Origin of the sequence: Paenibacillus rhizovicinus, from assembly GCF_010365285.1 — a bacterium.
In the GTDB taxonomy this organism is placed as follows: Bacteria; Bacillota; Bacilli; order Paenibacillales; family Paenibacillaceae; genus Paenibacillus_Z; species Paenibacillus_Z rhizovicinus.
The window spans coordinates 2,959,766-2,983,880 of the sequence record NZ_CP048286.1; the positions used below are offsets into that span (position 1 = coordinate 2,959,766).

Annotated in this window: 24 protein-coding genes and 1 pseudogene; 11 read left to right on the plus strand and 14 right to left on the minus strand. The window is 55.5% G+C overall.

Translation table 11 applies throughout. The annotated features are described in order from the left end of the window. Positions 1-175: 175 nt before the first annotated feature. From GZH47_RS13235 to GZH47_RS13260, 6 genes are all read left to right on the plus strand, one after another. On the plus strand, positions 176-730 hold the full coding sequence (locus tag GZH47_RS13235; protein WP_162640514.1) for a MerR family transcriptional regulator: 555 nt from the start codon (positions 176-178) through the stop codon (positions 728-730). Positions 731-974: 244 nt separating this feature from the next. Beyond that, entirely contained in the window at positions 975-2,723 is a 1,749-nt protein-coding gene (locus GZH47_RS13240) for a sensor histidine kinase (RefSeq protein ID WP_225446472.1), read from the plus strand. Then, the gene (locus GZH47_RS13245; protein WP_162640516.1) at positions 2,713-4,452 is read left to right on the plus strand and encodes a response regulator transcription factor; all 1,740 of its coding nucleotides are present in this window, start codon (positions 2,713-2,715) and stop codon (positions 4,450-4,452) included. Before GZH47_RS13240 ends, GZH47_RS13245 begins: the two co-directional genes overlap by 11 nt. A 154-nt stretch (positions 4,453-4,606) precedes the next feature. Beyond that, the gene (locus tag GZH47_RS13250; protein WP_404823785.1) at positions 4,607-5,575 is read left to right on the plus strand and encodes an ABC transporter permease; all 969 of its coding nucleotides are present in this window, start codon (positions 4,607-4,609) and stop codon (positions 5,573-5,575) included. Between the two features lie 13 nt (positions 5,576-5,588). After that, the gene (locus GZH47_RS13255) at positions 5,589-6,527 is read left to right on the plus strand and encodes a carbohydrate ABC transporter permease (protein WP_162640517.1); all 939 of its coding nucleotides are present in this window, start codon (positions 5,589-5,591) and stop codon (positions 6,525-6,527) included. Positions 6,528-6,612: 85 nt separating this feature from the next. Continuing rightward, complete coding sequence (locus tag GZH47_RS13260; RefSeq protein ID WP_162640518.1) at positions 6,613-8,172, plus strand: ABC transporter substrate-binding protein; 1,560 nt, start codon at positions 6,613-6,615, stop codon at positions 8,170-8,172. A 91-nt stretch (positions 8,173-8,263) separates the two neighbouring features. On the opposite strand, the gene pdaA is transcribed toward GZH47_RS13260, so the two are convergent. Beyond that, positions 8,264-9,055: a delta-lactam-biosynthetic de-N-acetylase gene (gene pdaA / locus GZH47_RS13265; protein ID WP_192043636.1), complete on the minus strand. Its 792-nt coding sequence runs from the start codon at positions 9,053-9,055 to the stop codon at positions 8,264-8,266. A 165-nt stretch (positions 9,056-9,220) separates the two neighbouring features. Here pdaA and GZH47_RS13270 point away from each other — a divergent pair, with 165 nt between their 5' ends. Together GZH47_RS13270 and GZH47_RS13275 are read left to right on the plus strand one after the other, a co-directional pair. Further along, positions 9,221-9,811 (plus strand): DUF3238 domain-containing protein, encoded by a 591-nt coding sequence (locus GZH47_RS13270; protein WP_162640520.1) that lies wholly within the window; start codon positions 9,221-9,223, stop codon positions 9,809-9,811. A gap of 36 nt (positions 9,812-9,847) precedes the next feature. After that, positions 9,848-10,063, plus strand: coding sequence for a hypothetical protein (locus GZH47_RS13275; RefSeq protein ID WP_162640521.1), 216 nt, complete (start codon positions 9,848-9,850; stop codon positions 10,061-10,063). A 69-nt stretch (positions 10,064-10,132) separates the two neighbouring features. Here the strand turns inward: GZH47_RS13275 and GZH47_RS13280 are convergent, their stop codons facing one another. Continuing rightward, a complete protein-coding gene (locus GZH47_RS13280; RefSeq protein ID WP_162640522.1) occupies positions 10,133-11,137 on the minus strand; it encodes an alpha/beta hydrolase in 1,005 nt (334 codons plus the stop codon). Between the two features lie 332 nt (positions 11,138-11,469). Next, positions 11,470-12,381 (minus strand): AraC family transcriptional regulator, encoded by a 912-nt coding sequence (locus GZH47_RS13285; RefSeq protein WP_162640523.1) that lies wholly within the window; start codon positions 12,379-12,381, stop codon positions 11,470-11,472. 62 nt (positions 12,382-12,443) lie between these two features. On the opposite strand from GZH47_RS13285, the gene GZH47_RS13290 reads away from it, so the two are divergent. Together GZH47_RS13290 and GZH47_RS13295 are read left to right on the plus strand one after the other, a co-directional pair. Then, positions 12,444-12,680, plus strand: coding sequence for a WG repeat-containing protein (locus GZH47_RS13290; protein WP_162645232.1), 237 nt, complete (start codon positions 12,444-12,446; stop codon positions 12,678-12,680). Positions 12,681-12,816: 136 nt separating this feature from the next. Beyond that, positions 12,817-13,422, plus strand: coding sequence for a hypothetical protein (locus tag GZH47_RS13295; RefSeq protein ID WP_225446473.1), 606 nt, complete (start codon positions 12,817-12,819; stop codon positions 13,420-13,422). Between the two features lie 70 nt (positions 13,423-13,492). On the opposite strand, the gene GZH47_RS13300 is transcribed toward GZH47_RS13295, so the two are convergent. The 7 genes from GZH47_RS13300 to GZH47_RS13330 all read right to left on the minus strand — a co-directional run bounded on the left by GZH47_RS13300 (position 13,493) and on the right by GZH47_RS13330 (position 18,644). Next, positions 13,493-14,011, minus strand: a complete 519-nt coding sequence (locus GZH47_RS13300; protein ID WP_162645234.1) for a nucleotidyltransferase family protein — start codon at positions 14,009-14,011, stop codon at positions 13,493-13,495. 204 nt (positions 14,012-14,215) lie between these two features. Beyond that, entirely contained in the window at positions 14,216-15,070 is an 855-nt protein-coding gene (locus GZH47_RS13305) for an aldo/keto reductase (RefSeq protein WP_162640524.1), read from the minus strand. 27 nt (positions 15,071-15,097) lie between these two features. Beyond that, complete coding sequence (locus GZH47_RS13310) at positions 15,098-15,460, minus strand: VOC family protein (RefSeq protein WP_162640525.1); 363 nt, start codon at positions 15,458-15,460, stop codon at positions 15,098-15,100. A gap of 35 nt (positions 15,461-15,495) precedes the next feature. Next, on the minus strand, positions 15,496-15,726 hold the full coding sequence (locus tag GZH47_RS13315; protein WP_162640526.1) for a hypothetical protein: 231 nt from the start codon (positions 15,724-15,726) through the stop codon (positions 15,496-15,498). A gap of 85 nt (positions 15,727-15,811) precedes the next feature. After that, the gene (locus GZH47_RS13320; RefSeq protein WP_162640527.1) at positions 15,812-16,147 is read right to left on the minus strand and encodes an RNA polymerase sigma factor; all 336 of its coding nucleotides are present in this window, start codon (positions 16,145-16,147) and stop codon (positions 15,812-15,814) included. A gap of 94 nt (positions 16,148-16,241) precedes the next feature. Beyond that, entirely contained in the window at positions 16,242-16,406 is a 165-nt protein-coding gene (locus GZH47_RS13325) for a hypothetical protein (RefSeq protein ID WP_162640528.1), read from the minus strand. Positions 16,407-16,742: 336 nt separating this feature from the next. Beyond that, on the minus strand, positions 16,743-18,644 hold the full coding sequence (locus tag GZH47_RS13330; protein WP_162640529.1) for a beta-L-arabinofuranosidase domain-containing protein: 1,902 nt from the start codon (positions 18,642-18,644) through the stop codon (positions 16,743-16,745). A 190-nt stretch (positions 18,645-18,834) separates the two neighbouring features. On the opposite strand from GZH47_RS13330, the gene GZH47_RS13335 reads away from it, so the two are divergent. Next, complete coding sequence (locus GZH47_RS13335) at positions 18,835-19,689, plus strand: helix-turn-helix domain-containing protein (RefSeq protein WP_162640530.1); 855 nt, start codon at positions 18,835-18,837, stop codon at positions 19,687-19,689. A 107-nt stretch (positions 19,690-19,796) separates the two neighbouring features. On the opposite strand, the gene GZH47_RS13340 is transcribed toward GZH47_RS13335, so the two are convergent. The 4 genes and pseudogenes from GZH47_RS13340 to GZH47_RS13355 form a co-directional block, all read right to left on the minus strand. After that, a complete protein-coding gene (locus GZH47_RS13340; protein WP_192043607.1) occupies positions 19,797-21,116 on the minus strand; it encodes a stalk domain-containing protein in 1,320 nt (439 codons plus the stop codon). A 245-nt stretch (positions 21,117-21,361) separates the two neighbouring features. After that, positions 21,362-22,663 (minus strand): ankyrin repeat domain-containing protein, encoded by a 1,302-nt coding sequence (locus GZH47_RS13345; RefSeq protein ID WP_162640531.1) that lies wholly within the window; start codon positions 22,661-22,663, stop codon positions 21,362-21,364. 26 nt (positions 22,664-22,689) lie between these two features. Then, a complete protein-coding gene (locus tag GZH47_RS13350) occupies positions 22,690-23,160 on the minus strand; it encodes an NUDIX domain-containing protein (RefSeq protein WP_162640532.1) in 471 nt (156 codons plus the stop codon). 180 nt (positions 23,161-23,340) lie between these two features. Continuing rightward, positions 23,341-23,973 (minus strand): annotated as a pseudogene (locus tag GZH47_RS13355) (SDR family NAD(P)-dependent oxidoreductase); the annotation flags it as partial. Positions 23,974-24,115: the final 142 nt, after the last annotated feature.

Consider the following 24,115-nt stretch of genomic DNA (forward strand, 5'->3'; position numbering starts at 1 on the left):
GGCTTACTCTCACGGCAATCGCCGTTTTCTTCTTTTACACCCTCGCTTCAACGCGAGCAAACGCGTAAAACCACTTTGTTTAGCGAATGGGCACTACCTTTGTCACCCTTGCAGGGAGGCGGCTTTCGCACCTCGAATATCCTATTCATTCCAAACGGAAGCGGAGTGATTAGCCATGGAAGCTGCTGTCAAAAGCAAAGAAGCTGCTCTTTCGCTAAACGTCAGTCAAACGACGATCAAACGTTGGGCCTCCTATTATCCTGCTGTTTTTCGTAAAGACCGTTTCGGTCACTATATGTTCAACAACCGCGACCTGGAGCTGCTCGGCTTCATCAAGGCCGCCATTGAAAGGGGAGAAACGATGGAGCAAATCAAGCTGCCGGCGCCGGGCATGGAGCAGCCGCGGCTTGACGAAGCATTCCTCGAAACGGCGGCAAGCTCCGAGCTGCTCCGGACGGCGGACGACGACATGCTGACGCGTATCCTCCAGGTGGAGCAACGCCTCGAGCAGAAGGCCGATGAAGTCGTCAACGCGCAAATCCGTCAGCATCGCGAGGAACTGGAGGAGCTGCGCCGCATGATCGAACAGCTTGCCGCTTCCGTTGAATATGCCCGCCAGCCGCTCCCTTCTATGGACGGCTTACGCAAGAACGAAGCGGAAACGAAAGCCCCTGCCGCCAATTCACCACGCAAACGCGGATTATTCCGTTCGATGTTCATCTGGTTCTGACCTCTTTTCTACATGTCCTGTTAACTGCAATTCATTTCCAGATTGACCAAACGACGCCCTTTTGCTCCCCTCGGGAAGCTGAAAGGGCATGCTTGCGTTCCGGACGTTTTCGTTTTACAATCCGTGCACAGGCAAATTCACCGCTCACTCCCTCCGCCTGCCAGAAGTAAATTTCCGCTGCAAGGGGGCATTCCTACTGAGAAGGTCTATCAAAACGCGGCTCATAATCAGCTTCTTCCTCGTCATGCTGCCGGTCGTAGTGTTTCTCATCGCTAATACGCTGTATGCCAAGAACGTCGTCCGGGACAAGGTGTCCGAAACCTATCGAAGCACACTGGACATGTTCGGCGACAAGACCGATCGCACCTTGAATGAAATCAGCAATTACGTGAATAAAATGGCTGTGCTTGATAATGACATCGGCCTGCTTTCATCTTATCCATATGGAACCGATGATTATTATTTGACCAAAATCCGCATCCAGAACAAACTTCAGCGCGATAATGTTTTCTACAATCCCGTCAATACGTTGTTCGTTTACAATTCCCAGGATCTGTTCTTCAGCACGCTCGGGTCCTATCGGAACATGAACGAGATGCTGCACAAACAACTCCCGTTTATCGTCACTGACAACTCCGTGCAATCGCATGTTTGGAAAACATGGCATGATAGCAGCATCGACAGCGGTGATTTCCTTATTCGTATCGAAGAGGTACCGGACAGCGCGATCTATGTAGGCGCGATCGTTCCCGTCTCCGAGCTGATCGGCGAGTTGTCGATTCAATGGAAGGATGGCGCGATTGGCCAAAGCGCGATTTTCAACACGGAAGGAAGACAGCTAGACGGCAACACCGAGAACAACTGGTTTCCATTAGCCCATCAAAGCGCATTGCAAAGCGCACTGAAAAGCGATGAGCCTTACCGCTATGTGAAAGATCCGCAGACGAAACGGCGATACCTGATCATGAGCCGACCGAGCTCGCAAGCGGATTTCACCACGAGCATTCTCGTGCCTGAAAGCTATATTTTGCAATCGCTTCCCTTCTTTCAGAGAGCGACTTACTTCATGACTTTCGGTCTCGTGTTCATATTCGCGCTGTACCTCTTCTTCATTCGCCATACGCTGTTCAAGCCGCTGCAATTGCTGATCGGCGGCATGCGGAAGCTGACATTCGGTAATCTAGACGTCCGGCTCGAGACGAACAACACGATCGAGTTCGTTTTCATGGCCAACACGTTCAATACGATGGCGGAACAAATCAAGGAATTGAAAATCGGGATGTACGAGGAGCAGCTGCGCGCCCAGAAATTCGAACTCAAGCAGCTTCAGGCGCAGATCAACCCGCATTTCTACATGAACAGTTTAAATATCATCTATAACTACGCGGCGCTGAAGGATACCGATTCCGTGAAGAAAATGTCGCTGCATCTGGCCGATTATTTCCGGTTCATCATGCGAGTCAACCGTGACCTTATTACGCTTGAAGAGGAATTAAAGCATATCGCCAATTATATGGATATCCAGAAATTCCGTTTTCCGAACAAGCTGTCCTGCGATATTGATATTCCGCCTGATCTGCTATCGCTTGCGCTGCCAGCTCTTACCGTTCAGCCATTCGTGGAAAATGCCATTATTCACGGCTACGCCAATCACCGAAAGCCCTTCTCCATTACGATTCGCGGCCAGAGAATTCATGAGGGCAATACAGCGTGCCTGCTGCTTGCGATCGAGGACAGCGGAACGGGCTTTCCGGCGGATATCCTCGAGCATGTAAATAACAGCGATGCTTCGCCCTCTGCCGAATACAGCGGCGGCCTTGGCATCATGAACGTCATCCAGCGGCTGCGGCTGCGCTACGATGGCTTAGCCAACGTTCGCCTCTATGTCGCTGAAGGGGGAGGCGCTGGCGTACGCGTCATTCTTCCAATTACCGTAGAGAAAGATTTGATCGCCCTCGCTGAAAAGGAGACTGTGACCACTCATGCAATATAACTTATTGGTCGTCGATGACGAGGAAATCGCCGTCCGCGGTATCACGGAAGGCATCGATTGGTCTGGCCTGCCATTGGCTCGTATCCTAAGCGCGCTCGACGCCGAGGAAGCCAAACAAATATTCAACGAACAGCCTATCCATGTAATGATTTCGGACATTGATATGCCGATGGAGAACGGCATCCAACTGCTCAAATGGGTGAATGCGCACTCCCCCGCGACAAAAACGATTTTTCTGACGGGCCATGCCGACTTTCGCTTCGCCCAACAAGCGGTCCAATTAAACAGCTTCGATTATCTGCTGAAGCCGATCGACCATGAGATGCTGAAAAGCTGCGTGGAACAGGCGTTGTCCGCTGTACGCGAGCGCGAGCACGAGGATGCCGTCAATCAAAGCTACGCTTATTATTACGACCAATGGAATCGCCAGCTTCCGCTGCTGGTGGAGCGGATGTGGCAGAACATCCTGCAAGGACGATCCTTTACTACCCGCGAGCTGGAAGCGAATTTCAGCCTATACGGTCTTCCGCTCGATACAAGCAAGCAGGTGCTCCCCATCCTCGTCAGCGTCGAAGAATGGAAGGTCGAATGGAATGCCCGGGATGAGGAGATCATGGCCTACGCCATCAAGAACGCCGCTGAGGAAATGCTGCTTGGCGGTCGGCCCGGCCATGTCGTGCAGGACGGCAGCGGTCTCATCTTCGCGCTGCTGTATGCCCCCGACTCGGACCCGGATAATTCCTCCGTTGAAGCGGATACGGACCGCGAAGCAGGGAACGGCCCCTCCGGCGCGCTGGCTGCTTCCGACGCCGATGCCAATGCTCCGGTTTTCTCTGCTCGCGGCGGCAGCTCGGACGCCGGGCGGGCGCAGACGCTGCCGGAGCGCGCGGCGGAGTTCATCCGCATGAGCAGTCAATATCTCTATGCGATCGTATCCTGTTACATCGGCGAAGCGGTACCTGTTGCCGATTTGCGGCAAGCGGCGCTGCAGCTTGCCGAACTGGAACGGGCAAATATTAGCCGAACCGGCGGCGTGTTCCGCAGCACAGGCAGCAAAGAGCCGAAGAAATGCGGCGTTCCGCAGCCGAATCTTCAGGAATGGAGCGCGCTCGCGGAAGCAGGCAGGCTGAAAGAGCTGGAGGGGCGAATCGAGGATCAGTTTCTGCTGCTGCAGCACGATCAGCCGGATCACGCTTACCTGATCCACTATTATTACGGCGCGGTGAACGCCATCTTCCAGCTGCTGCAGAGGCGCGGACTATCCGCAGGCGAGCTGTACCCTAGCGATGACTGGCGCGGAGACGACCAGCTGACCAAGTCGCTGCCCGCCATGAAGCACTGGACGCTGCAGTGGTTCGGCCGGGCCGCGGCGTACTTCGGCGTCAGGGAGAAGGAAGCCTCCGTAACGATGAACAAAGTGAAACGGTTCATGGAGGCTCACCTGCATGAGGAGATGAATCGGGAGGAAATCGCCGGCCATGTGCATTTGAATCCGGCCTATCTCTCGCGATTGTTCCGCCGGGAGACCGGTCAATCGCTCACCGAGTATTTAGTCGACATGCGCATGCGCAAAGCCCAGCAGGAGCTGATCGAGACAGACGCGAAGATCAGCGACATCGCGCTCGGTGTCGGATACTGCAATTTCTCGCATTTCTCCAAGCAGTTCAAGAAAGCGACAGGACTAACGCCCCAGGAGTACAGGCGCGGCATCGGAGCCGCTTTGGACTGAAACTCGTGAGTTTGACATGAATAACACGGCAATCTGCAAAAAAAGTCACTGGAGCATCAGCAAGGTCACGGCGCCGATAGAAAAGGCGCCTTTATTATTTTACAATTACCTCACTGAAATGGATTACAGCATAGTTCACGAAGGAGGCAAGACGATGGCGCAAATCGAAACGATTCCGATTAGCGAACCTATGTCGAAGAAACGGACACAGGCTCTGATGCTGCACATAAGGAACTATTGGATGTTCTACCTTATGCTGCTGCCCGGTGTTATTCTGTTCGTGCTCAACAACTACCTGCCGATGTTCGGCATTATCATCGCGTTTAAGACCGTCAATTACACGGATGGCATTCTGGGAAGCCCTTGGTCCGGTCTAAGCAACTTCAGCTATCTGTTCAAGACGAAAGACGCCTGGATCATTACGCGCAATACGCTTGGGTACAACTCCTTGTTCATCGTACTCAATCTGGTCGTTCCGCTGGCATTCGCGCTGATGCTTAATGAAATGCGTAACCGCTTTCTTTCCAAGCTGCACCAGACGGTTATGTTTCTGCCTTACTTCCTGTCCATGATCGTCATGTCTTATCTCGTATTCGGCTTCCTGAGCGACGAGCACGGCTTCATGAACAGCTCCCTGCTGCCGGCGCTTCATCTGGAACCGGTCCGCTGGTATTTCACCAAGGAAGTGTGGCCGATTATTCTTCCGCTTGTTAATCTATGGCGGGGGATGGGCTACTACACTGTCATGTACATGGCCGCTATCATCGGCATCGACGAAGAATATTACGAAGCCGCGACAATCGACGGCGCGTCCAAATGGCAGCAAATGAAGAGCATTACGATTCCGCTTATTACCCCGGTACTGACAATCGTCACGCTGCTGCAGGTCGGCCGGATTTTCAACGCGGACTTCGGCTTGTTCTTCCAAGTGCCGCGCGAGTCCGGCGTGCTCTTCCCGGTGACAAACGTTATCGACACCTACGTATACCGTCAATTCCTAACCGTCGGCGACATCGGATTGTCTTCCGCGGCCGGCCTTCTGCAGTCCGTCGTCGGCTTCTTGCTTGTATTCCTCGCCAACTGGGTCGTTCGTCGATACAATCGCGAGAACGCGCTGTTCTAGAAAGGAGATACCTATGGCTCATTCGAACACTGCTTTGGCACAAGCGACTTCCAATCCCAAGAACACCTTGGCCGCCCCTGTCGCCATCGGCATCCAATTGTTTTTCTCCATCTACTCGATTTTGTGCCTGATTCCGCTCGTGCTGCTCGTCATGGTTTCCTTCTCCGATGAAGCTTCGATCATCAGCGGCGGCTATAAATTTTGGCCTGACCATTTCAGCCTCGCGGCTTACCGGTTTCTCGGCAACGATATCGGCCAGATCATTCATTCGTACGGCATTTCCATCTTCGTCACTGTCGTCGGCACTGCACTCAGCATGATCATTATCGCCTTGTACGCCTATCCGATCTCACGGCCGAATTTCAAGCCGGGCAAGTGGTTCACCTTCTTCGCCTTCTTCACGATGCTCTTCTCAGGCGGCCTCGTTCCTTGGTATCTCGTCTACGTGCAGTTCCTGGACTTGAAGGATACGCTCTGGGCGCTCATCATGCCGAATCTGATGTCGGCTTTCTGGGTGCTCGTTACGCGAACCTTCTTCCAGCAGACGATTCCCGGACAGGTACTGGAATCCGCGAAGATCGACGGCGCGGGCGAGCTGCGCATCTTCTGGCAGATCGTATTGCCCTTGTCCATGCCGGTTCTCGCTACGGTAGCCCTATTCCAGACGCTCGCTTACTGGAATGACTGGTTCCTCAGTCTCGTCTTCATTTCGGGCGAGCACAACATTTCCGTCCAATACCTGATGTACAAAATGATGGCGAACATCCAGTATCTCGCTAACAACTCGACCGCTCGCGAAGCAATTGCCGCTGCCGGGGGCATGGTCAATTTCCCTAGTGAAACGGTGCGCATGGCCATGGTCATCGTCGGTATCGGCCCGATCGTATTGGCGTACCCGTTCTTCCAGAAGTATTTCATCCGAGGGCTTACCGTCGGCGCTGTTAAAGGCTGAGCCCAGAGCAGTAGCGCAACCTCTATTCGGCTTCAACCGGGCAACCGGATAACCATAGCAACTATCATTATGGGAGGTCAACCTAATGACAAAGATGAAACGCCCAGCAGCAGCTGCACTCGTCGGATTATTCGGCATGTCGCTCGTTCTTTCCGCTTGCGGCAGCTCAAACAATGACAACGGAAATACTGCAAGCAATGCTGCCAATGACACCAAGGCTGCCAATGACACGAAGGCTGCCAATGACAATCAGTCTGCAGACGCGACAGATGTATCTAAACTCAAGCCTTACAAGCTGAAGATGATTTACGAAGGACCGCCGCAGCCGGATGAAGCGAAGGTCGAAGAAGCGCTGAACAAGCTGCTCGAACCAAAAATCAACGCCACGATCGATCTCGCGCCTATCGACTGGGGTGCGTGGGATGACAAAATGAATCTCACCATCGCTTCCCGCGAGCCTGTGGACATTCTGTTCACTGCGCAATGGAACGGCTATTCCAAGAACGTAGCCAAGGGCGCATTCCTCCCGCTCGACGATTTGCTGCAGAAATACGGTCAAGGCATTCTCAGCTCCCTCGACCCTGCGTTCCTTGAAGGCTCTAAGATCGACGGCCACAACTACGGTGTCCCAACGAACAAAGAGATGGCTGCCGCTTCCGGCATCGTCTACCGCAAAGATATCGCCGATGAGCTCGGAATCGATATGAGCACCGTGAAAACGATGGAAGACCTGGACCCCATCTTCAAGACGATCAAAGAGAAGAAGCCGGACATGATTCCACTGTACACGACAGGCGGCTTCCAGCAGAGCGTGCTCGACAACCTTGGCGACGCTACGATTCCGGGTGTCATCTCCAAAACAGGCACAGATACTACAGTTAAGATGAATGAAGAATCCGATGCATACAAAAGCTACCTGAATCTAGCTCACGATTGGTTCCAGAAGGGCTACATCAATAAGGATGCCGCAACGTCGCAACTATCCAGCGGCGACGCCTATAAAGGCGGCAACGTCTTCTTGACGTTCCAACCGCTCAAACCAGGTAAAGACGCGGAGCTCGCCAACGCTGCAGGAATTGGCGGCAAGCTTGCTGAAATTTACCTGACAGATAAAACGGTTTCCACTGGCGAAACGGCAGGAGCGATGCTCGCCATCTCGTCGACGTCCAAAGATCCGGATCGCGCCATGATGTTCATCAATCTGTTGCACACGGACAAAGATATCGTCAACCTGCTCAACTTCGGCATCGAAGGCACGCACTATACGCGCAGCGGCGAAATCATGACACCGACGGATCAAACGCCGCAATACTCGCCAGGCGTTGCATGGGAGCTTGGCAACCAATTCCTGAACTACGTTTGGAATACGGAAGATCCGGACAAATGGGCGAAATTCAAAGAGTTCAACGCAAACGCTATCTCGTCTCCTGCTCTTGGCTTCGTATTCAACAGCGACAATGTCAAAGCGGAAGTCGGCGCTCTGGCTAACGTAACGAAGCAGTATCAGAGAGCGCTTGAAACAGGCTCTGTCGATCCTAACAAGGTGCTGCCAGAATACGTCGCTGCACTCAAATCAGCTGGCGTCGAAAAAGTTATCGCAGAGAAGCAGAAGCAATTCGATGCGTGGCTCGCAACCCAGAAATAATTTCTCATTCGCACTTATGCGACATAGGCTACAACCAGAAAAGCCTTATCCCGATAGCAATATTGGGATAAGGCTTTTCTGTATCTGGCTCTTAGTACGTCTTGCTCGCCAGCTCATTGAGCGGCTTGAACGTATACCCTTTCTCGCGGGCCGCGTCGATGATGCGGCCGAGCGCATCGGCGTTGTCTTTCGATACCGAATGCAGCAGAATGACCGCGCCGGGATGAAGCTGCGCCATCACGTTGTCAAAGGCGTATTTCCAGCCCCGCTGCGCGCTTGGCTCCCAATCCCGATACGCGACCGACCAGAACACGCTGGTATAGCCCTGCTCCTTGCTGACGGCGAGCACGCGATCGGTGAAGATGCCCCGCGGCGGACGCAGGAACGTCATTTCCTTCTGCCCCGTCAGGTCGGCCACTGCCGTTTTCACTTTCTCCAGCTCCGTGCTGATCTGGCCGCTGGAAATAACGCTCATATCGGGGTGGCTCCACGAATGGTTGCCGATCAGATGCCCCTCAGCGACCATTCGTTTGACGAGCTCCGGCTTGTCTTTCACATAGTGGCCCGTGACGAAGAAGATCGCCGGCACGCCCTTCGCCTTCAGCACGTCCAGGATACCCGGCGTATAGCCGTTCTCGTACCCGTTGTCGAAGGTCAAATACAGCTCCCGCTGCGTCGTGTCACCGAGAAAAATCGCCCCGTGCTGCTGCAACACGCCTTGAAAGCCTTCTTCCTTGATGGAAGGCAAGTTACCGCCGACGCTCTTCTTAAAGCCAAAATGAAACGGTCCCCCGCCCGGCGAAGCAGCCGCAGGCCGCAGGAACGCCAGCCCGGACGCAATGAGCAGCGCCGCCAATATGATGATCCACTCTCGACGTTTAATCAATGTCTACACCACTTTCTATCCCAGCTTCAACGGATTTCCATGAACGTAATATGTCTCATGCCGGGGGAAAATATGTGGCGGCTGGAAGCAAGGAGGCGAATACGGACGACGAGTATGCTACACTAGGAGGACATCTTTCCGAATAAAGGAGCAGTCCTCGCTATGGCAGATCTTGTGAAAATCCGCGGGAGCGTCTTTATCGGCGGCCTGCATTGGCTACCCGCCATGCGCGATCCGGAAACCGGCATCATCTCGGAATATGCGGGCGACGCGCGCGAGTTCACGCCGCATGCCGTCAACACGGGGCGCTCGCGCGTTGAGCAGGAGGTCGTCGTCGACTTCGTGAAGCGCAAGCTCTTCACGTACGCCAACACCGGCTACACCACGCTCAAGCAATCGACGCCTGACGGCATCGCCCGCTTCTCGCAAGGCAAAGCTGCGACGGATGGCGTCCGGGTAGACGAAGAAGAATGGGAAGCGATGTCCGTCTCGTTCGTCATGCGAGCACATGCCGCCAACCCGATTCGGCCCGAAGAACCGGCTTACGATTACATGCTGCGCATAACCGTGAACGGCGAGGACGGCAGCGTGGACGTCAAAGGCAGTCACGACGGGTTTCCTTGCTTTGAGTTCTACAAGCAAGTCGATTTCGGCGACTTCGAGCTGTTATACAGCCATGATTTTCGCGTGACGGGGGACACCCCGGCCGCTATGGCCGGCGACATGGACTATCATTTCGAACGCAAGCTGTAACAGTCAGCCGATGCGGGATCAGGAAGGAGGAGCGGCATGGCCCTATACCGCCGGCTCGTAACGGACGCGGATTTCGAAGAGGCGATGGAACGGCAGTTCAAGCTTCGCGTCTTCAAAGACGACCATATCGTCGATTCCGGAGGCATTATCATCCGATTCGACGAGAACACCGTCGTCAGCCAATCCAGCGTCAGCGATGTAGCGTATCACGATCGCTCCGCTTGCGAATTTTTCGAAATTCGCAAGCGGTAACCCAAACAACAGCTGCAGTCCGGGAGCATGCGTGCATGCTTCTAGGCTGCAGCTGTTTTCGCATGGCTGCTAGTGCAATAGGTCGCCCTCCGCGCTGATGCGGCTCGCGCCTGAAATGCTGCCGATATGATCCCGATATTCACCGGTTCGGCCGCGGGCATACTCGTTCAAGAATCGAATGATCGTCTCATTGATGACTTGATGCCGGCCATCGGTTTCGTTGTCGCCCAGCAAGGCTGGCACATCGCAGAAGGTAAGATGACCGGCCCCGTGAATGCGAATGAAAGAACGCTCTGCTGCCAGCACATCCGCAAGCTGCAGCTGTCCCTGGATGAATGCTTGGGCCAGCACCTCCCTCCAGCCTTGCTGCAGCAGCATATCCAGATTCGAAGACTGTTGTCTTAACAGAAGGACAGGTGAATGAATTGGACTCGCATCGGATCCTAACAGATGCAGGCTTGGGTCTAACAAGACACCTGCCTTGATTAGCGGCCTGCTTGAAGTCACCTGTTGCTGCAGTACACGATAGACAGCAGCACCCCCAAGCGAATGCCCGATAAGACTGACAGCCGCCAAATCCATGCCGTGCCGGAGCAGCGCATCGGATTCGTTCAACTCTTGCAGCCGATCCAGCACGAACGCTAGATCCGCCGTGCGAACGCACAGCAGCTCCTCCCACGCTTCATGATCTTCGAACACGAGGTCGGACAGCGACTTCTGCTGCCCGACTTCTTCGCCGTCCGGGAAAACCGTAAACGCCGATTCATGCGCTGCGCCGACGGTCACGACCATAAATCCGCTGGCGACAAGTCGCCGCACGTTGTACCAGTACATGTCCCTCTCTATGCCGAAAGCCGGCGCGTACACGATGACGGGGTATGCGGACTCCACCGTCGCAAGCGCCGCATCGTGATGCACCTCGACTGGAATAGCCGCCAAAGCAGCCGGTTTCGCACCCATTGCTTCGAAAAACCGCCCGGCCGCCTCCTCTCCGGGATGAAATAACCCCGCATACCTCTCCGATGCAGCATGCGAGCCGGCAGCCGGCAGCGCAGGATAATAGAGGCTGATCATAAATCGACGGCGGCTCCCGTCTTCCACGAACGGGTTTGCCCTTGCTGGATCTATACATTCCCTTACGGTTCTGCCGATGTTCATCCTTGATTCCCCTTTCATGGCATCGCGCCAAGAAAAACTGCCTCTTACTAGGGTTCGGACCATGGCCGCCGATTCCTGCCGGGCCGCGGGGCAGTTCGCAGGGCAATTCACAGGTACCAGAAAAAGAGGGACACAGCCAGCGGCCGCATCCCTCTCTCCTCCGGTCATCTGCAAGATCGATTTGCTATCGTCTCGTTCTCATCTCACGACCGTCTTACCATCGTCTCGCTCCCTATCACGATCCCGTGTTACGTTTGCTCGCTCTTGCGTTTCACAGGCACATAAATGTCCATTTCCCATGTCTCATTGCCTGGACCGCTGCGGCTGTCGTACAGCTCGAATTCCGGCTTGCCTGCATGTTCATAGCCGGAATGCGGGAACCATTCGTTGAAGATCGCCTGCCAGGTGCTTTGAATCGAGTTCGAGAATTGTTGTTCCGGCACCTTCGGCGTCGCGAAGACCGCGTACTCCGCTTCTCCGAACTCGCGGCAGACCAGTCCATCCGGCACGTTGTCGAAGTTCTCCGCTTCCATCCCGATCAAATACAGGAAGGTGCCCGCGTCCATATTGAAGCCATGACAAATGCCCAGCTCGACAGGGCTGTCCTTGTGCACGCGGTTTGGAATCGTCTGCGACCAGCCGTTGCGAATATATTCTTGCCAGAAAGCCGGAATCTGCTTGAGGTTCTCTCCGTCGCTCGTCGTTTGAAGCTCATAGCCGATCACTTTGAAAGCCGGTTTCGTCTCTAATCGAAAATTCATTTGAATGCCTCCCAAATAAGGATTGTACTTGCGCTGCAGTACATTCAGCTTGTCGTATGCCGGGGTCCGGATTCCCCGTTTGCGATATTCGGCCGGCGTCATGTCGAACATCCGCTTGAAGGCACGCGTGAACGTCTCATGATTCTGAAACCCGTTCTCCAGCGCGATGTCGAGCAGCTTCTCCTCCGAGTGGGCCACTTGATAAGCCGACTTCGCCAGCCGCCGTTTGCGCACGTACTCCATCACCGTATCGCCCGCCATCACTTGAAAGACGCGGTGAAAATGATAGTCCGACAGCAGCGCAACCTGCGCGATCCGCGACAGCGACAGTTCCTCGGCCATATGCGCCTCGATGTAGTCGATCGCCGCTTGAAGCTGCTTCAAGTAATCCGTTCTCATCCGAGCGCCCAGCCCCCTCCTGTACTGACTCAATTGTAACGCGGCGGTCCGCACGTCTCTTGATGATTCTTGCTCTATTATCTCCTCATTCGGCAGCGTCACCCGCTAAGTACGGATTCATTAATAAATCAGGCAAGCTCGTCATTCCAGCCAAGTACGATGAAACGACCGCATTCTCCGAAGGGCTCGCAGCCATGAAGACCGAAGGCGGCGCGGGGACCGGATCGCAGGACAAGTGGGCCTATCTGGACTCCGAAGGCAATACAGTGATCCAACAGGTCTGGCTTCCTAGCGAATAGCGTCTATCCTTGCTATATCTACACCCTAAACATCCATGACGGAGGCAATCACCCTAGCAACCCCGTCTCTGCCTGCATCTACTAGTACTAGCTTGCAATCCAGCATTCTATTACGAGAAGAGAGCAGGGATGAAAGATGAAGATCATCCGAAGATCGTCAGGCAAAGCCGTTAAAGGCAGCTCGGTTCGAAGCCGCATGGCGAAGAGCAGCCTGGTAAGAACGTTGTCCGCGCAGGGCAAGCCGGAGGTCAGCAGATCCAAGCAGCGCAAGGCCGCGGCAAGCGGAAACGCCAAACCGCAGAGCCGCAAACGGAACAGGCGCATGGTCGGAGCTCGTGCAACGACAACCCGGGCAGTGTTCTCCACGGGGATTCTGCGGCGCAATCCCGATACGACCTACGCGCTCGTCGATCTCGTCAATCTCGGCACCACGATCGCGAACCGGATGACCGTCCAAGTATTCGACTGGTCGAGCGGACTGCCCGTCGCCTTGAATCTGTCGCCGTGCAATACGACGAAATGTCTCGTGTCGCTTGCCCCCGGCACTTCCAACTTCGTCTTTGCCGACGTCTCCGGCGTCGAGTTCAAATACGAGGTGCGTATTTCCCGCGCGGCGTTTAATCGCAATGTCATCCTGAACGTGTCCGGCCTGAGCGCGGAGCCGATGACGCCGCAAGTCGGCAACAACGTGCTGCAGCTGCAGCTCTTCCGCATTAAACGGCGCAGCTGCAACTGCCAGTAATCGTTCCCGCGCCGTCCGGGCTTCCGTTACGCGTTTATTCGTTTCACGTTACAGGAGGCAGCAACGCAGCTTAAGTAGCAGGCATCTCCACCCGGACTCGATACCAGGTACGCTGCCAATCTTTCTTGGCGATGCGGCGTTCATAGACCGCCGCGAGCTCCGGACGCGCGAATAACGGCGTCGGCCTGACCGTCATGTTCACAACGTCCTCAATTCCGCAAGGCGCCGTCAAGATGATCCTGTCGTCTACATCCAGCGCGAGCCCTAGCGCAGTGACCGTCTCCGGGAACTTCGAAATGGCATCGACGGACGACGAATAAGGCGGATTATCGTTCACGACATGCATCCTCGCCTGATTCTTCACGGACCAAGGAACCCCGGGCATCAAAGCGTCCAGCTTCCGTTCCAGCTCCTTCTCCGCATCCTCGTCCAGACAGCCGGGATCGAAGTAGACAACATCCACGTCGGCCAGCGGCGTGCGTTCCGCGAAGCCGTGAAGCGTATCCCAAATCTTGGACCGGACGAAGCCGGCGCATACCCACCAGTCCGGCAGCCCTAACGACCGGGCAGTGCGCAAAACCTCCAGCATCCAATCATCCTCGGCAGCAAGGCGGATGATGTCTCGTTCATTCAGCAACCGTTGATCACCTCTCTACCACAGTCTCTTCGATACGAACATATATTCCCATTATAGCGATTAATCCGCAGTTTGCAACCATTTATTTTCCCATAAAAAGGGACTCGCACTGGCGTCTTAACGACGCCGGCCGAGTCCTTTTCGATCCTCATTCCCCTATGCCTGCTCAATTGGAAATGCTGCCTCAATCCGTTCCAAATCATCTGGCCCAAGCTCCCAGCCGACCGATTCGATATTGTCCTTCATATGCGGCCGACTTGCCGCTTTGGGAATCGTAACGAGCCCCTCCTGCCGCAGCACCCAATTCAGCGCCACCTGATAAGCCGTCTTGCCATACCGGGCGCCGATGGCATCCAATACTTCACGCTGCTGCGAGCCTGCCTCCGGGAAGCCTTTCCCGCCGAAGACATGCGGCGCATAACCGAATGGCGAGTAACCCATAACGGTGATGCCATTCTCCCTGCAATACGGTATCAGCTCGTTCTCGATCAACCGGTCATTCAGGTGATACGGTACCTGATTGCAGGCCAGCGGAACATCGCCCAGACAGCGCTGCGCCTCTTGCATGAGCGGCACGCTATAGTTGCTGACGCCGACATGCTTGATCATCCCGCGCTTGACCAGCTCGGCCATGGCGGACATCGTTTCGGAAACGGCATACTTATCGCTCGGCCAATGCTGCAAATACAAGTCGATGCGGTCTGTCTTCAGGCGCTCCAAGCTTCCCTCGGCCGCTTGCAGGACGCCTTCATAGGAGCAGTTCTCCGTCGCTACTTTCGTGACCAGGAAGACCTTGTCCCTTACGTCCTGGATGGCCTGACCGACGACGCGCTCAGATCCTCCATCGGCATAAGCCTCCGCAGTGTCGATCAGCGTCAGCCCGTTCTCGATCCCATACCGGAGCACATCGATCTCCTGACGTTCCCGCTGCTTGTCTTCACCGAACTTCCAAGTTCCTTGACCGATCACCGGAATGCTCAATTCCGTATTGCCGAGCTTACGTTGCAGCATACTGATCCTCCTCGTTCATTCGCGTCGTTACGCTTCATTCGGCGGCGTGCAAATCAACAGCATATTGCCTTCCGGATCGAAGACGTGGCAGCCCCTCATGCCGTCCGGGAACGGCTGAATGCCGTCCGTCTCTACGCCTTTCGCCGTCAACTCCTCGAACACCTGCTCCACGTCGGAAGTTTCGAAGAAGAAGACCGAATGCGGCAGCGGCATTATCGTCTCGTGATGGGACCGCAGGAGCATGAGCCCCGTGCCTTCCATGCGGAAGGACAGGAAGTCTTCCCCCTCGGCTTCGACCTCGAACGGAAACACCGATTTGTACCACGCCTTCCCCCGCTCCATATCTTTCAAATGGATAAAACAAGTGTTGATGCGATTCCGAATGTGCATTGTCCTGCTCCCTTCGGGATTGTAATAGCACGCTCTTAATACAAGGTAGAATGCCGCCAAACGATACGCGACGAGCAAGTCCTAGGTCGAATTTTTTCGGCCAGAATCGTGAACGCATTCCCCTCGGGGTCGCGGAAAGTAAAATGCAGCTTTCCTTGCAGCAGCATCCGTTCTGCCTGAATGCCGGCTTTGGCCAGTAGACGGTAAGCCGCGGCAATCTCCATCGGCTCTTGTCGGCGGAACGCTTCGAGGAAGCTTCGGATCAAAGCCGCTCGATCTTCCCTGCCGCTTCCCGCAGACGTATCGCCCGAATCGGCTGCGTTGGTCTCGGTCGCTAGCGCCGCCAGCCGCTTACGAACCCCGGTGAAGCGCGGCCTCCGTATCGAAGGAGTACGTGTCCGTTTCGCTTGCCAGTGCTTCATGACCGACCGGCAGCCGGACATCGGCTTTGCGCTTGCGGCAAACGTCCAGCCAGGCGTTAGAGGCAACGCGAAACAAGAACGCTCTTGGCGCCAGGTGGCTTAGAAAGGCTGCATTTGCGCGCAGCGATTTCAACATCGTCTCCTGGTACAAATCTTCCGCATCCCAAGGCGTGCCAGTCAGCATACGGCAGTAACTTCGCAAGTCTGATTCGTACTGCAGCCGAAGCTGCTCGAACAAGGCGCTTTGTCCGTCTTCGCCAAACAAACGCTCAGCCTCCTCTGCAGGAGATGGACTGCCGCGGATTCCTTAATTATCCTAATCTTTCGTTTCGTTAATCCCGGCAATCCGATTCATCTCCCTAATCCTGATTCTCGCAGCCTATTACGTTCTGCTGCGCTGAACCGCCGAAATCATCAGCAGAATCGCGGAAACGAGGTGCAAAAACCAGCCCGCGAACGGAATCTAGCCCAGAACCGAAGTCACGATACCCAGAAATATAGCCGTACTTCGCTTCTTTGTTCATCACGGACAAAACCAGCGTAAGAATGTGAACCTGTCATTCACGAGCCTCCCAAGGCGGACTTTTCCAACTATTGTAACAGTTCGCCCTGTATTGCAACAATCTTATTTAGCTGCTGCAGCAGAAGGAAAGGAATCGCAGTTTAGTCATGCTAGCAAACTCATAACGACGGAAATGCTTTTAACTTACGGCTGCAGGCCAAGCCTCACCTCAGGCGACACTCGGGTTGCCGCTCCTCCCTTAACGACTCTCCTTACCGCGATCCGCCAACAACAAAAGCGCCGCGAACGTCTCCCGGGATCACCCCCTCTACGTTCGCGGCGCTTATATTTCGCCCCGTTAACCCTGCTTCTTCCACGCCTTCTCGCGCTCTCCGATCAGCGGGAATTCGCCGATGCGCAGGCGCGCGCTGCCGTACGGCACGAGCGTCAGCTCCGCCGTCTCCTGTCCTTCGACGTTCGGATAGAGCGGCGGCGTGCCGGCGTTGTTGCCTTCCATCCTCCAGCCCCGCACAAGCTTGCCGCTTGCGGTGAGACGAACCGGCGCCCGTTCCGCATCGAACGGCTGGTATGGCACATCGAATTCGCTCACCTCGTACGCGCTGTCCGCCAGCAAGCCGTATTTCCATGGCGAGCCGGGGTAGATTTCCCAGTCGTGGAATTTCTCGCGCTTCTCCAGCAGCTGCCAGTTCTCTTGAATCGGCAAGGCGTAGACGAGCGGCCCGCGCTCGACGCTGATCGCATACAGATTACGGGACGTCGTCGTCACGGTCATCGGCAGCGTCAGCGCAAGGCTGTCCCCGTTATTCCATTCCCGCTCGACCTTGGTGTACCCGTTAACCGCGTTAAGGACAACGTTAGCGCCGTTAATCGTCAAGCTGGGCGCCGCGCACCAAGCCGGAATACGCAGCGAGATCGCGAACGGCTCGCTCGCACGATCAAGTTCCACGCCCATCGTCACCGTCTCGCGGAACGGGTATTCGCCGCCGACACGGATCGTGGCCGCCGCTCCGCTGCCGACGGACGCGCTCACTACGCTCGGCGCATACGATACCGCCGCCAATCCGCCGCTGCCGTCGCCCATCCAGAGATGGGAGGCGAATTTCGGCCAGCCCTGGTGCATGTTGGACGTGCAGCAGCCGAAGTTCGGCGCAAGGCCGAACAGATTCGCGTCCGGGCCGTTGCTCCAATTGCGCGGCGCGACGTTGCAGACGATCTGATTGACCTGCTGGTCGTATTGATGCGAGGTCCAGTCCTTCGAGATCGTTGCAGGGAGGGCGTTGAACGCCACCTTTTCCAAAATATCTCCGAACCTGCCTTCGCCGAAGACACGCGTCAGATGTTCCATCGAGTACATATATTCCACGACCGCGCACAGCTCGACGCCTTGACTCGGGCTCGTGCCGGACAGCCATTCGTCGCCCGAGAACATGCCGTGCGCCTGACCGTGATAGGTCATCAGGCTATCAATGCCGCGATGCACCGCGGCATGCTCCGCTTCGGTGCCGCTCAGCTCGTAGCGGATGCCCGGCGCCTTGATGCCCATGGCCACATTGACGACATGCGTCGTCCAATCCCACTCCTCCACCTTGCGCCAATACGGGAAGTCGTGGAACACGTCCGTCCAATCCGTCGTCTGCCCGGCCACGATACGCGCCAGTTCAAGCAGCGATTCATCTCCCGTCTTGCGGTAGAGCCACTGCACGCTCAGCACAAGCTCCGCTCCGCGCGCTTTCGCCCAGCCCTCCAGCGGATGCTGCTCGATCGTGCCGCGGACGAAACCGAAGAACTTGCGCAGGAAAGGCAGGACCCGTTCGTCTCCTGTCGCCTCTTCATACTGCGTAAACACCTTCAGCATGATCATGTAATGCCACCAGTCCTGCTTCTTGTTCAGGTCGTTGTTCACGGTCTGGATCGGTCCCTCGGGCCCGAAATTCCCGTCCGGCCGCTGGCTGTTCAAGGACCATTCGATCCAGCGCTGCGCCTTGGCAATCAGCTTCGCGTCATCCAGCACGTACGCCAGCGGCAGCAGGCCGTCCAAGTAGTACGGTCCGCGCTCCCAGCTCTCGCCTTGACCGCCGATCCAGCCGTTGTCCGGACCGACGTCGCCCCAATGCTCCTCGAGATGTCCCGTGAAGCCGTCGGCTTGAATTTGCAGCTGATTGCGCAGCCAGCCGGCCGGCTTGACCGCACCGAGCGGCAGCGCTTGAAAGGCCGCCCGTGCTTTCGTCGTCGTTGTCATGTTGTCATCGTCTCCCTTGTCCTTCGTCATCGTTAACCCGAATATAGCACGGCGACCGCGCAGGAGCCGATAGCCGATAACAACGAATTATTGACCGATCACAACATCGGAAGCAGCGACAGAGGCCTACACATATACTCGCTATTTCCTTATACTATAGGAAAATCATTCACAAGGGGCTGGCATCGCAATGTTCCGATTCACCTCTCCGCCCATGCCGCACTATATCACTTCGGGCGAGGATGTATACCCGAACGGCGGCAGTCATGCCGCACGCTCCGACATCGGCGTGTTCGACCTGCTCGTGACGACGCGCGGCTGCTTATTTCTCGAGGAAGACGGGCTGAAACTGACCATCCCCGCCGGTCACTTTGCGATCTTGCGGCCTGATCGTCCCCATCGGACGGCGAAGCCGTGCAGCGAGGAAACGCATTTCTACTGGATGCACTTCCAGACGCTCGGCCCGTGGAACGAAGTGACGGAACGGGAACCCTACGAGGCTCCCGTTCATGCCGATCCTTATATGCAAATTGAGACCTTCGTGTTTCATGTGCCGCGTTCCGGCGAACTGGCCGCGAAGGAGATGGCGTATGAATGGCTGGAGGAGCTGCTTCGTCTGCAGGCCGCCGCGGAGACCGGCGCCCGCTTCAAGCAGCAGGGGACTTTTCAACAGCTGTTGTTCCAGCTGCAAGAGGAAGGAAGCGCCGCGGCCAAAGATCCGCAGCTGGCATTGGCGGATGAAGCCGCCGCATTCCTGCGGCGCAGCTACCGCGAGCAGGTGAGCTACAAGGAACTGGCGGAGCAGCTGCATTTTCACGCGAACTATATCGCGCTGTGCATGAAGAAGGCGTTCGGCTGCACGCCGCTCGACTACTTGACCCGTTACCGGATCGAGCAGGCCAAGCAGCTGCTCATCCACACCGCTGATCCCGTAGGTTCGATCGCCGAAGCGACCGGGTTCCTGACATTCTCGTATTTCGTGCGCTGCTTCAGCAAGCATGCGGGGACGCGGCCGAAGGAATTCCGGCAGCGGTACCGGCGGTAGATGTAATTGTCTGCCGCTGCTTCGGCGAACGACAAACAGGATGATATAGCAGCACGCTGCATCATCCTGTATACGAAGCCGATCGAGCCATTTATTACAAGCTAATCTTAGTTGCCTAGCTGATGAATCGACCAGACGACGGGCGACGACGGGTCTCCTAAGTTTAGGGGAAGGGTCATGCCGTCTGCCTCATACTTCAATTCCAGAACATCGCCGGCATTCAGTGTCACATCGCCTTCAAGCGTGACTGCCGAGCTGCCAAGCGGCGCTCTAAGCGTGAGCACTAGAGCGACGTTGACATTGAAGATCGGGATTGAACCGGATACTAACGTCGCTGCAACAGGGCTGACGCGCTCAACGGCAAAGTAAGGATCGACCCCCGCTCCGAGAGAGATAGTAACCGCGGAAGTCGTTCTGTAATTCACGGTTGCCTTGATGGCATATTTTCCTGTAGCGGGAACCGTAAATTGACCTGTTGCCGGATTGAAGCCATTCCCCGTAAAATACGGAGCCGAAGTGGTCCAATTCGTGAGTGTTGCCGTATTAGACACTGTCGCTCCGATTAATGAAGCCGAGAAGCCTAGACCGGAATAGCTGTCGCCCGCCGGTCCGGCCGGCCCTTGCGGTCCTACTGGCCCTTGAGGGCCTGTCGCTCCGGCTGGTCCAGTTGCTCCTGCGGCACCTTGCGGACCCGGATCGCCTTGCGGCCCGGCTGCTCCGGCTGGTCCGGTTGCTCCTGCGGCACCTTGCGGGCCCGGATCGCCTTGCGGGCCGACTGCTCCTGCAGGTCCGGTTGCTCCTGCGGCACCTTGCGGGCCCGGATCGCCTTGCGGTCCGGCTGCTCCTGCCGGTCCAGCCGGACCGGCAGGACCCGTGGCGCCTTTAGCCCCAGTAGAACCAGTAGCGCCTGTTGCACCTGTTGCACCTGGAGCACCTGGAGCACCTGGAGCACCTGGAGCTCCTGTCGCGCCCGTCGCGCCAATTGCACCCGTTGCACCCGTGTCGCCTTTGCTTCCTTTTTCGCCTTTACCGGAAGCGAAGACCAGCTGCAGCTGCTGCAGCGCAGGATCCCAATTCAATTTGGCCCCGAACGATTCTGCCAGGAAACGGATCGGTACGAGTTGTTCGCCGTTCACCGTCTGAAGCGGCTGTCCAATCGCAGCTTCTTTGACGCTCGCATTGACCGATACGGACGCCTTCAGCGAATTCTCCACAAAGGTGACGATCGTATTGCCCTTCGTGACCGCGAGCGATTTCGTCGTTTTATTCCATTTGTATGTAGCGCCCAGAGGTTCCGCAATATCTTGGATCGGAGCCACCATCGTGCCTTTCTTGATGATTACGCTTACATCATTCTTCACTACTTTGCCGTCGACATTTACGGAAACTCCCGCGGCTTGCGCTACCGGTACTAACAACAACAGCATCGCAACAAGAGATATCCCCAGAGCCTTAGCCCACTTTCCCACTCTCTCCACTCCAATCCTATTCATTTCAGAATAAATGCATCATTATTGTAAGTGGAAATTCCAAATTATACAAGATTTCTACAATTTCTTCATGGATTCGACACTTCCCCGAAGGGGATGCAACGGCAAATATGAAGGCCATCCTATACGGGATGGCCCTGTTGGGAAAGCTTAAAAGATCGCTGCTCCGTTCGCGCAGCTTCTTACACCGACAAACCGTGCCGAATAAGAACCTTCTTCACCGTTTCGCTGCCCGCCGCCCGATCCGGAAGCTTGGCCCCTGCTTCGATGAGGCTCTCCGCGACCGCCGCATAATCGCCTGCGGAATCTTGCATATGAATCGATCCCCAGATACAGCTATTCAAGGGCGTCGCCCCGAATGCATTCAGGAGGTTCAGAGATGCACCGTGTTTCATGAGCATGCGGACGATTTCTTCGTCTCCTTGCGCGGCGGCACCATGAAGGGCCGTCATCGAACGGTCATTGCGGCGCGCATCCGGATGAAAGCCGACATCCAGCATGAGCCGTACGGCATCCGCTCTATGCTCCCATGCCGCATCCGCAATTAAACTCTGTTCTTCCGGCGGCAGGGATTGGACCATGCCCGGATGATCGTTAAGCAAATCATGGACCGTTTCTGTTTGCGCCCGCATGCAAGCAAGCAGGAAATTCTGTTCCGCAGAACTGTACGGCTGCATCAGCTCCGTAATGTCCTCATGGCCTAGGCGTTCCGCAAGGAAGAGCGGCTTCGCAGCCTCGCCGATCAGGTACGCATAGATATGTCCGCCGGCGGCAGTAAATTCCCCTTTTCCCACCTGGGCATGCAGGGCATCGGGATCTTCCTTCAGCATACGGCGGACAAGTCCGGCGTCTCCCAGTTTACATGCCATGAAGATATCTGTCCGTGCACCGCGTTCAATTAAGTATCTGCATTTGTCCGGGTTGTTGACCGCATATTGAGCCGGCGTGCCGTTGTGGTCGATATCTCTCTTATCGATGTCGGCCCCGTGATCCAGCAGGAAATCGATGATTTCGGGCGTATTGGCAAAATGAAGAGGAACCTGCCCGTCCGGACCGGGCAAATTGACAACGCGCGGGTCTTCCTCGACCAGTTTCCGCAGGATGTCCAGCATCCCCAGCGCAGCTGCGGCATGCGCGTCGACATTGGCACCGCGCTCAACGAGGTAGCGGGATAGGCCTTCATGGTCATGATGCAAGACACCGAATCCGCCTGCCCACCAGCTGCTTTTGGCATTGATATCCGCCCCGTGCTGCAGCAGCACGTCAACCATGTCACGGTTTCCTCGATTGGCTGACATGACAATCGCCGGCGCATCGAAAGCAAACCATGGTTCGTCGATCCTTGCGGCAAGCCATGGATGGCTTTGCAGCAACTGTCCTGCAGCTTCCGGTTCGCTGCCGTTAACCGCCTGCTTGAATTGTTCGATGACCCCGGCTTCTCGCTCATCCCTTGAACCATTCGGATTGTCGTTCGTTTCGGTCATGACCCTATCATCCCTTCTCCCCGTAATTAGAAGAACTCGATCAATTTCTTGTCGATCTCGGCAATGTCTCCAATATCCGATATCCCGTCCCATAAAACAATCGAACTTGCTTCATCGTTCTCGATGAAATCATCCAGCCGGCTTAGCCGACCCGCAAACAAAACGCCATACTCCGTTCGTTCCGGGCCATGGTAACTGGGTTGAAGCCTGAACTTCATTACCCCTTTGAAGTCGACGTCAGCGATGCTTTGATTGGTTTCCTCACGTAATTCTCTTACAACGCATTCCCTGGCCGTTTCCCCTTCTTCGATTATACCGCCAGGCAACTCCCAGCTATTTCTCCACTTGTTATGCATGAACAGGTACTTGTCCTGACACTTCACTACGATTAAGGCATGTGTCAGCGGGGCATCGAGTGCGGCAGCATCGAGCTGGTTCTCTTGCATCGCTAAGAATTCCAGAAAAATATTCCCTTTCGAATCCGTCATGATTGCCATTCGTTAACCCTCCACACAATCTAGATTATGGAAATAGTACCCATAAGCATTTACCATGTCAAGGCGTAAATTTTCTTCTTTGAAAGCCGAGCAAACAAAAGAACCATCCCGACGAGGATGGTCCATTTGCTCTGTTCGTTATATCGTCCTTTATTGCAAACAATACCCAACACGCCGCAATTACTGCGTCGTATACCCGCCGTCAACGATCAAGCTGTTGCCCGTCATGAAGGAAGAATCGTCGCAAGCCATGAACAGCACGGCCTTTGCCATTTCCTCCGCTTTGCCAAGACGTTTCATCGGCGTCATCGTTGCCAGCACCTGTTTGCTTTCTTCCGGAATGATGGGTGTATCGATGAAACCTGAGCATAATGCGTTAATGCGAATGTTCTGCTCGGCATATTCCAGTCCAAGCGAACGCGTCAAGTTTACTACGCCGACTTTCGCGGCGTTGTAGGCTGCCGAACCCGGAGAACCAACCCAGCCGTACATGGAAGCTGTATTGACGATCGTGCCTCCGCCTGTTTTCAGCATTTCGTGGATCGCTTCGCGCGCAACCAGGAACACGCCGTCCAGATCCACGTTTACGGTGTTGCGCCATTCGGCGTATTCCAAATCATGCGAAGGCGATACGCGGCCGATGCCTGCATTGTTGAATACGACGTCGACTTGACCGAATGTTTCAACGGTTTGCTTGAATATATGGGCTACTTCTTCTTCGCTTGTAATATTCGCTTTTACGAACAGCGCTTCGGTATTGAGAGCCTTCAGTTCGTTCTCGAATGCTTTGCCCTTCTCTTCATTTAGATCGACCGCCCATCGTCGATTCCTCCCGTACACGATTTTAAAAAAGCGCGCTGCGTCATACCCTGACGATTCGCGCTATCTTGTTCACAATTTAATTGTACTCTTCTGTCCGAAACGGACAATCATCAAGATCGTGCGCACTGTCTAA